Origin of the sequence: Ferrimonas aestuarii (genome assembly GCF_005116665.1) — a bacterium.
GTDB classification, from domain to species: Bacteria; Pseudomonadota; Gammaproteobacteria; order Enterobacterales; family Shewanellaceae; genus Ferrimonas; species Ferrimonas aestuarii.
Window position 1 is genome coordinate 59,938 of sequence record NZ_SWCJ01000022.1, and the last position, 7,468, is coordinate 67,405.

8 protein-coding genes are annotated in these 7,468 nt (G+C 51.1%); 7 read left to right on the forward strand and 1 reads right to left on the reverse strand.

Going from position 1 to position 7,468, the window contains the following annotated elements:
- Window positions 1–113: 113 nt before the first annotated feature.
- The 6 genes from pilV to FCL42_RS19505 are packed head-to-tail and all read left to right on the forward strand — an operon-like array spanning window position 114 to window position 6,386.
- A complete protein-coding gene (gene pilV / locus FCL42_RS19480) occupies window positions 114–680 on the forward strand; it encodes a type IV pilus modification protein PilV (RefSeq protein ID WP_136865101.1) in 567 nt (188 codons plus the stop codon).
- On the forward strand, window positions 677–1,636 hold the full coding sequence (locus tag FCL42_RS19485; RefSeq protein WP_136865102.1) for a PilW family protein: 960 nt from the start codon (window positions 677–679) through the stop codon (window positions 1,634–1,636). Before pilV ends, FCL42_RS19485 begins: the two co-directional genes overlap by 4 nt.
- Window positions 1,633–2,082, forward strand: a complete 450-nt coding sequence (locus tag FCL42_RS19490; protein WP_136865103.1) for a hypothetical protein — start codon at window positions 1,633–1,635, stop codon at window positions 2,080–2,082. The genes FCL42_RS19485 and FCL42_RS19490 overlap by 4 nt, the downstream gene beginning before the upstream one ends.
- Window positions 2,079–5,720 (forward strand): PilC/PilY family type IV pilus protein, encoded by a 3,642-nt coding sequence (locus FCL42_RS19495; protein ID WP_136865104.1) that lies wholly within the window; start codon window positions 2,079–2,081, stop codon window positions 5,718–5,720. The genes FCL42_RS19490 and FCL42_RS19495 overlap by 4 nt, the downstream gene beginning before the upstream one ends.
- On the forward strand, window positions 5,717–6,109 hold the full coding sequence (locus tag FCL42_RS19500; protein ID WP_229359915.1) for a type IV pilin protein: 393 nt from the start codon (window positions 5,717–5,719) through the stop codon (window positions 6,107–6,109). The genes FCL42_RS19495 and FCL42_RS19500 overlap by 4 nt, the downstream gene beginning before the upstream one ends.
- A 4-nt stretch (window positions 6,110–6,113) precedes the next feature.
- A complete protein-coding gene (locus tag FCL42_RS19505) occupies window positions 6,114–6,386 on the forward strand; it encodes a TapY2 family type IVa secretion system protein (protein ID WP_136865105.1) in 273 nt (90 codons plus the stop codon).
- Here FCL42_RS19505 and FCL42_RS19510 read toward each other — a convergent pair whose 3' ends face one another.
- Window positions 6,387–6,908 carry a GspH/FimT family pseudopilin gene (locus FCL42_RS19510; protein ID WP_136865106.1) on the reverse strand — a complete coding sequence of 174 codons (522 nt, stop codon included), beginning with the start codon at window positions 6,906–6,908 and terminating at the stop codon, window positions 6,387–6,389.
- An 83-nt stretch (window positions 6,909–6,991) separates the two neighbouring features.
- Between FCL42_RS19510 and FCL42_RS19515 the strand changes: the two genes are divergently transcribed.
- Window positions 6,992–7,330 (forward strand): P-II family nitrogen regulator, encoded by a 339-nt coding sequence (locus FCL42_RS19515; RefSeq protein ID WP_136865107.1) that lies wholly within the window; start codon window positions 6,992–6,994, stop codon window positions 7,328–7,330.
- The last annotated feature ends 138 nt before the right edge of the window (window positions 7,331–7,468 follow it).

Here is a 7,468-nt window from a genome sequence, read left to right on the forward strand (position 1 = left end):
GGTGGCGCTTTTTTTATGCCTGATTATGCTTACTGACAACGGAGTGAGTAGGTTCTCTGTGGCTGAAATGAGTTAAGCCACAAATCGGAACCTGAAAGTTGTACAGGGACGGAATGACCATTGCCAGTCAGCAAGGGGCGTCGCTGGTGGAGGTGTTGGTGTCATTATTGATACTGGCCTTCGGACTATTGGGCGCCCTAAAACTTCACAGTGCCACATTACAAAACAGTCAGGATGTTTTGCAGCGAAGTCGTGCTAGCCAGTTGGCTCTTAGTATCATCGAATTGATGCGGCTAAATACCTCTGAGATTACTCAATATCAAGGCCGTTACCAGCATGGTTCTCTGGCAGCTCCCGCTGTCGATTGTCACTCTGAACTGACGGAAACGCCGCGCTGTACCCCTCCTCAGCTAAGACTTTGGCAGTTGTACTTATGGCAGCTGCAGCTCACTGGTGCTCGCGAGCGGCTCGAGGACAGTCCGCGCTTGCTGCCCGAGGCTCAAGGCTGCATTGGAATTGATGGCGCTAATGTGGAAGTGGTGATCAGTTGGCGTGGTCGTCAGTCGCTGTTTGATGCTGGTGCGGAGGGAGAAGCCGGTGCGCTGGATGAACGTAGCGATTGTGGCAATGCATCGGATTATCGGCGTTCGGTGCGGCTGGTTTCGGTGCTTCACCTATGAGGTTCATTCGAGTTTTAGGGCTAAGCCTTGTTGAACTGATGATCGCTTTGGCTCTGGGCACTCTGGTTATATCGGCTTCGCTGTCCGTGGTGGTGGGCTCGTCTCAATCACGGTTGGTGAATGCCCAGTATCAACAGATTCAAGACAGTGGCAGGGTTGCCATGAAAATTCTGACCGATGAATTGCGCTACGCCGGTTATCTGGCTGAGCTGACGAGCGTGTCATTAAATAGTGGCATGATGTCGATTTCAGGAGTGGTGGGTAAGGATTGTGTTGGTCCTGGTACAAATCATCAAAGTCTGCCTCAGCCTCAGGGGGCGTTTGTCACTGTGTGGGCGGATACTAAGTCAGACAACGACCGGCTCAGTTGTGTCGATGATGCCCTAAACGGGTCCGATCTATTGCAAATAAAACGGGTTATTGGCCCCGATACTCCAGCGTCGGCTCTGGATGACAACCGATACTATCTGTTGAGTAATATGGCGGATGCTCACCTTTTTCCTGGCAACTTATCGCCGACTCCCTCTTTGGCTTCGGGTCGATATTGGCACTATCAGCATCGGGTGTTTTACGTGGAAAACCGAGATGATGGCATTCCTGCTTTGAAATGGCGTCAACTCTACGTTAATGGGGGCATGGTCGAAGAGGAGTTGGTCGAAGGCGTTGAGCGACTGAAGCTTCGAGTTGGTGGTGATCTCAATGGTGATGGGGTTGTGGATACCTGGCTTGAACCCAGTGCAGTACCGCTGACCCTGTGGCAAAGCCCGAGTGTCATTCTGGCGGTGCAAATACAGCTGTTAGTTAGACCTACGCTTGAGGTGAATCACGCCAGTTCAACACCTGTGGTTTTTGAGATGTTCGGTGGCGATGTCAATTTCGACGATGGCATTCCGAGACGGCTGTATCAAACGACCATTGTATTGGCCAACGCTCGCTTAACGGAGGGCAGTTTGTGACATCTCGACTTCCCCAGTGTGGCATGGTGCTGATCAGCGTGTTAGCCCTATTGCTGATCATTAGTGTTGTTGCGTTGGTAAGTGCTGGTGGCGGGCAAATTATGGCGCAGGCAGGCATAGGAGAGGTGTTGCAGCATGGCGCAACGCAGCGCGCTTTGGGAGCGAGCAATCGATACATAGAGACGCAGCGGCTGGCTCGAGGTGACAGTACTTTCTTGAACTCAGAAAATGCTTTAGGCATTGAAGATGCGCTGCTCGATGTGGAGCTGGATTTAACTCATCTTTATCAAGGGACGTGTCGAAGAACCATTGACGCTGACAGCGTTAACAGTTTTGATTGTCATCAATATCAGCTTGATGCTCAGGCTCGATTTGGTAAGCAAAATCAGGGGCGGGCTAAAATCGCCTCGGGAGTGGAGCAGCCGATGCTGGTGATTGGCCAATGAGATCTCTGTTTTGGTTACTTACGTTATTTGTGGCTCTGGTTTGTGCCGATGACACTGAGCTGTATGTATGGAATAGCGAAGCTCGAGTCAGTCGTCCTCAGGTACTGATCGTTTTTGATAATTCTGGCTCGATGCGAACTGAAGAGTTGCAGAGCCCTCCCCCTTACGATTGGTCCGTGGATTACTCTCAAGGGCGCTCCTTCGGCAGGCTGTATTACGTTCGAGGCCAGATTAACGACAACTTGCCAAACCCCGGCGACCCAGAGGAGTTTCGCCATTTTTCCACATCCTTGAACGGCTGCGCGAGTAGTTTAGTGCCAGTTACTGGAGTGCCTGGTTCGCCAACATTACTGGAGCATAACGGGTTTTATACCGATGCCATGATGAGCTTTCGTCAGGGGGCGCGAGGAGATCGAACTTGGCAGTGGCGCAGCTTTCCTAGCAGCTTAAAGCGTGCCCATGGAGATGGGACTGTGGATAGCTACGGTTTTGATTGCCTTCAGGACATTAGCGATGCCGCCATTGGCAATGCGATTGGCCATCCAAGGGTTGAACTTGCTGCCACAGGATTTCCGCAAAATGGTGAGTTGCCTTATGACGGCTCTAATACAAGCGATTCAGATTTGACGATTACGCAGAACGCTTCGGCAAGTTTGAATGCGACTGGGTTTGATCACGCAGATAGCGTCACCCTGTTCTCGGAGAATTACCTTTATTATCGTCAGCAGGCACACGCCCAGATGAGAAGTCGGCTTTCCATCGCTAAAGAGGTGATCACTTCCATGGTACAAAGCACGCCGGGTGTGGACTTTGGACTGGCGGTGTTCAACTTAAATGACGGCAATGATCAGAGTGTGGATGGCAGTCATGGTGGGCGGATTCTATCGGCAGTACAGCACTTGAGCGCCGGTGATAAAGCGGCATTTATTGACGCGGTAGCGGAGTTGACTGCATCCACTTGGACACCTCTGTGTGAAACGGTGTTTGAGGGGTATCGCTATTTCAGTGGTGCCGAAATCCTAACTGGGCAGGCTTTGCCGTTGTTGGGGGAGCCACTGTCGAAGGACGGGCGTTACCTATCGCCTCTCAGCGAGTGCCAGACGCAGGCGTATATTGTGTTGATTACCGATGGGTCGCCGACCAAGGATGAGGCACTAAATAGTTTGATTCGAAACGAACTGGGCGTTACCAGCTCAGAGAGTTACTCGGTGGAAGACCCATACAGAACCTTAAGTTCAGGATTGCTAGCCGATAATTACCTTCCGGCACTGGCTGACGCAATGCATCGGGGCGATCTGAGTGATTCGGTAAAAGGCCATCAACGTTTAGTGACTTACACCATCGGTTTTTCTCAGGATGGCATCGACAGTGCCGGCGCGTTACTCGCTGAAACCGCCCGCCGCGGTGGTGGTCGTTACTACCCGGCAGCGGATGCCAGTGCGCTTTCTAATGCGCTACAACAGGTGTTTTCTCAGATTCTTCAAGTCGATGCCAGTTTCACCTCACCTTCGATTGCTGCCAACAGCTTTGATCGCACTCAAACCTTAGACTCGGTTTACTATTCCATGTTTTTGCCTTCTGAGCGCCCGCGTTGGTTAGGCAACCTGAAGAAGCTGAAAATCACGTCACAGGGGATGATTGTCGACAGTCGCGCACAGTTGGCCATTAATGAACAAGGGGATATCGCCGATCATGCCTGCACCTATTGGACTTCATCGGCAACCTGTTTACTTGCCAGCAGTGGCGGCGATGGTAATGCGGTGGACGAAGGTGGGGTGCAAGAGGCGATCACCAACCAGCTCAATCGCAAAGTACTGACTGAGCCTGAAGGCGAAAGTGGTTTGTTGCAGCCGTTCTCGGTTTCCCAGCTTAAGGCGCGAGCCGGAGGAGAGTCATTGCTTGAGGAGTTGGTCGGATTGTCAGGCAGTGAACTGCAAGAGGCGATGGAGTGGTGGTACGGAAAAGATGTGGATGATGACGATCGTGACGGCGTGACCAATGAATGGCGTCAGGATCTGTTTGGGGATCCACTGCACTCTAAACCGTTAGCGATCCATTATGGCGGCAGCAAAGGAGTGAGAATTCTAGTGGGCACTAACGCTGGCATGCTGCATATGTTTGAAGACCGAGGGCAAACCTTGCTTGAAAGTTGGGCGTATCTGCCCACGGTATTTGCTAAGAATGTGATGACATTAAAGTTAAATACTCAAACCGGTGGGCACAGCGTTTATGGCATTGATGGTTCTCCGGTGGCCTTTATTGATGACGCTAATGGCGACGGAGAAATCGTTGCCTCTGATGGTGACCGTGTTTGGTTGTACTTTGGCTTGCGCCGGGGTGGCCGCAGCTACTACGCCTTGGACATCAGCGAGCCCGATGCGCCTCGTTTAATGTGGCTGAACAGTGCAGAGAGTGTTCCGTGGCAAAACTTAGGTCAGAGTTGGCCTGAGCCTGTGGTTACCCGAGTGCCCGATTATCCTCTAGATAATCTTACTGTTGCCGATGCAAAACCGGTGCTTATCCTCGGCGGGGGCTACGATGTGGCTAAGGACGCGGACTCAGTTGGGGCGGCAGACAGCTTGGGGCGGGGTGTGTACCTTGTTGATGCACAAACTGGAGCGCTAATTCACCGTTTTATTCCTCAAACCAGTCAAACTTCGATCAGTCATATGCCCATTGCTGATAGCGTTGCCGCGAGGGTTGAAGTGCTTGATTCTAATGGCGATGGCCTGACAGATCGCATCTATGCCAGTGACACTGGAGGAAATGTGTGGCGCATGGACCTACCGGGTCTGCGAAAACAGAATCCCTGGACCGGGTTTAAATTAGCTCAGCTGGGCGGTGAAACGGACGCGAGTGACCGGCGCTTCTATCACGAGGTTTCCGTGGCACAGACCATTACCAAGCAACTGACTCAAACGGGGCTAGAGGGCAGTGAGTCGAGTCAGTCATCAGTGGTAACAACAGACCGCCCTTATGACGCGGTGGCGATTGGTAGCGGTCACCGTGCGCACCCTAACGAGCGTTCGGTACAAAATTACTTATTCGTCATTCGAGACTTTGGCATTGTCAGTGCCAGCTATGATGATCAGCCTCTCCCGGGGCACGCTTCAATTCCTGAACCGATTCAACTGACGCAGTTGTTAGATGTGACTTTGGATCCTCTTGGCCATCCACCCGATGATGCCGCAGAGCTCTCAAGTCGGCTTCAATTAGGGCAATCTAAAGGGTGGCGTTACCGTTTGCAGCCTAGTGAAAAGGCGTTGTCTGCCGCCACTATCATTAAAGGTGCTGCATTTTTTACGACTTTTACTCCTGGGCAGATTGAATCTGCAGACAGTTGTTTGGTTGCGGGTCAGGGCCGCCTTTATGTGTTGAGGCTAGATGACGGCGCGAATCGAAGTGACAACAGCTACGTGAGCCTTGGCGCTCGTCTGCCCGATACGCCTCAGATAGTTGTTCCTCCAACGAACCTGAGCTCAGACACCAGCTGGAATCCCAAGGTGTACCTTGTCGGGGTTGGTCAGGGGTTTCAACTCGTCGATGATAAAGTGGTTGAAATGCAATCTGGCAGTGGCGACCCAGATAAAGAGTTGGTTCCTCGGTTTATCTATCAGTATCAGGAAGAGCAGCATTGAAAAAGCAAGGGTTTACGTTATTAGAATTGATGATGGTGGTGTCGATTATCGCTATCTTATTGGTTGTGGCCATACCCAGCTTTCAGGCGCAGTTAGCCCAGAGTCAACGTACGGAAGCGATGGTGTATTTAGCTCGTTTGGCAAATGCACAGGAGCACTACTACGCAGAGAGTCTTAGCTATACCGCCAATATGGAACATTTAGGAGGAAGTGCTGATCCATGGATTTTGCCCGGTGGCGACTACTCCGTTGACGCAACGGCGGCGAATTCCGAAGGGTTTGTGCTAAAGGCAACGGCACTGGGCAATCAAAAACGGATAGACAGCGATTGCCAAGAGCTGACTTTGAACGAACTTGGTCAGGGGCTACCGGCCTCATGCTGGAATTAGCCTTATGAACTTGTGGTGGTTAGTGGTTCTGATGAAAGTTGGGGTGCCGGTCGATGCCCAAGAGCTGAAGTGTTTTGTTGAGTTAGAGTCACAGCAGAGAAACATCGAGCACTTTATGGTTCCTGCAGCTCAAATGCATCGTTATCGCGATCATTTAACTCAGCGAATGCCTGCTAGTGCCAAATTGCCAGTGACTGAGGTCATTGAGTGTGTGGCGCCGACCAAGAAGTTTAATAGCGCCGAGGCAAAGATATTGGATCAAAGTCAGCCTCGCTAGTTATAGGCAGTTGTCATCTTCATCAGTGGCTTGAGTGCGCGTGCGGCCAGCGCGGCTGATCACGAGTTTGGTTTGGCTGGCGTTGGACGCAGAGTTCGCGCAGTAGACAAAGCTGCTGTTATTGTTGGTAAATCCCCATGGCGAGAACAGCAAGCCTAAGCTGTTGGCGCTGTTGTCCAGAGAATCTTGAGGGGGGAATGAGGCTTTGACTCGAAGGACTGTGTCATTCGGATCCAGTTGTCGATAGGGTTCTAGGTCAATAAATACCTGATAACCTTGGCTCCAATCACCGCTACAAAGATTGTTTGCCAGCGGGCATAGGGTGACAAAACGTTGATAGTTGATGGCGGTTATGCGGCTGAATTGGAGATCTTGATGCAGTGCGGTGATGGCGGAGTCGGCCCGAAGCTTGCCAAACAGGGAGGATAAGTTTGGCGCAGTTAAGGTTATCAAAACACTGACAATGGCAACGCAAAGCAATAGCTCAATTAGACTGATTCCTTTCAGTTTTCCCTCTGGCATCACTTCCCTATACTTTATGGAATCGCTTACACTGGAGTATAGAAGGCCGATTGGCGTTAGGGATGGATAAGGGTGTTAGGCCGATGAAAAAGATAGAAGCGATAATTAAGCCGTTTAAGCTAGATGATGTCCGTGAAGCATTAGGTGACATTGGTGTAAATGGCATGACGGTTCATGAAGTAAAAGGTTTCGGTCGTCAGAAGGGACATACCGAACTGTATCGCGGTGCAGAATACATGGTCGACTTTTTGCCGAAGGTGAAAGTTGAGGTGGTGATTGCTGATGAGCTGGTTGAACAGGCCATTGACGCCATTGTGGAAACCTCTCGCACCGGTAAGATTGGTGATGGAAAGATCTTTGTCACCGACATTGAGCGGGTAATTCGTATTCGTACCGGCGAAGAAAATGAAGACGCGATCTGATGTTCATCGCTGTGTGTCGTCCTGAAATGCGTTGACACTTTTCAGTTAGAGCCAGTTGCATCAGCAACTGGCTTTTCCATGCACCTCGTTTGGGGTTTTCATTCCCAGGCTAAGGTGCGGTCTCAAGTTGTTATAGGT

Excerpts from the sequence above, each read along its gene's own strand:
- pilV (WP_136865101.1), top strand. The coding sequence starts at position 114 with ATGACCATTGCCAGTCAGCAAGGGGCGTCGCTGGTGGAGGTGTTGGTG.
- FCL42_RS19485 (WP_136865102.1), top strand. The coding sequence starts at position 677 with ATGAGGTTCATTCGAGTTTTAGGGCTAAGCCTTGTTGAACTGATGATC.
- FCL42_RS19495 (WP_136865104.1), top strand. The coding sequence starts at position 2,079 with ATGAGATCTCTGTTTTGGTTACTTACGTTATTTGTGGCTCTGGTTTGT.
- FCL42_RS19505 (WP_136865105.1), top strand. The coding sequence starts at position 6,114 with ATGAACTTGTGGTGGTTAGTGGTTCTGATGAAAGTTGGGGTGCCGGTC.
- FCL42_RS19510 (WP_136865106.1), bottom strand. The coding sequence starts at position 6,908 with ATGCCAGAGGGAAAACTGAAAGGAATCAGTCTAATTGAGCTATTGCTT.
- FCL42_RS19515 (WP_136865107.1), top strand. The coding sequence starts at position 6,992 with ATGAAAAAGATAGAAGCGATAATTAAGCCGTTTAAGCTAGATGATGTC.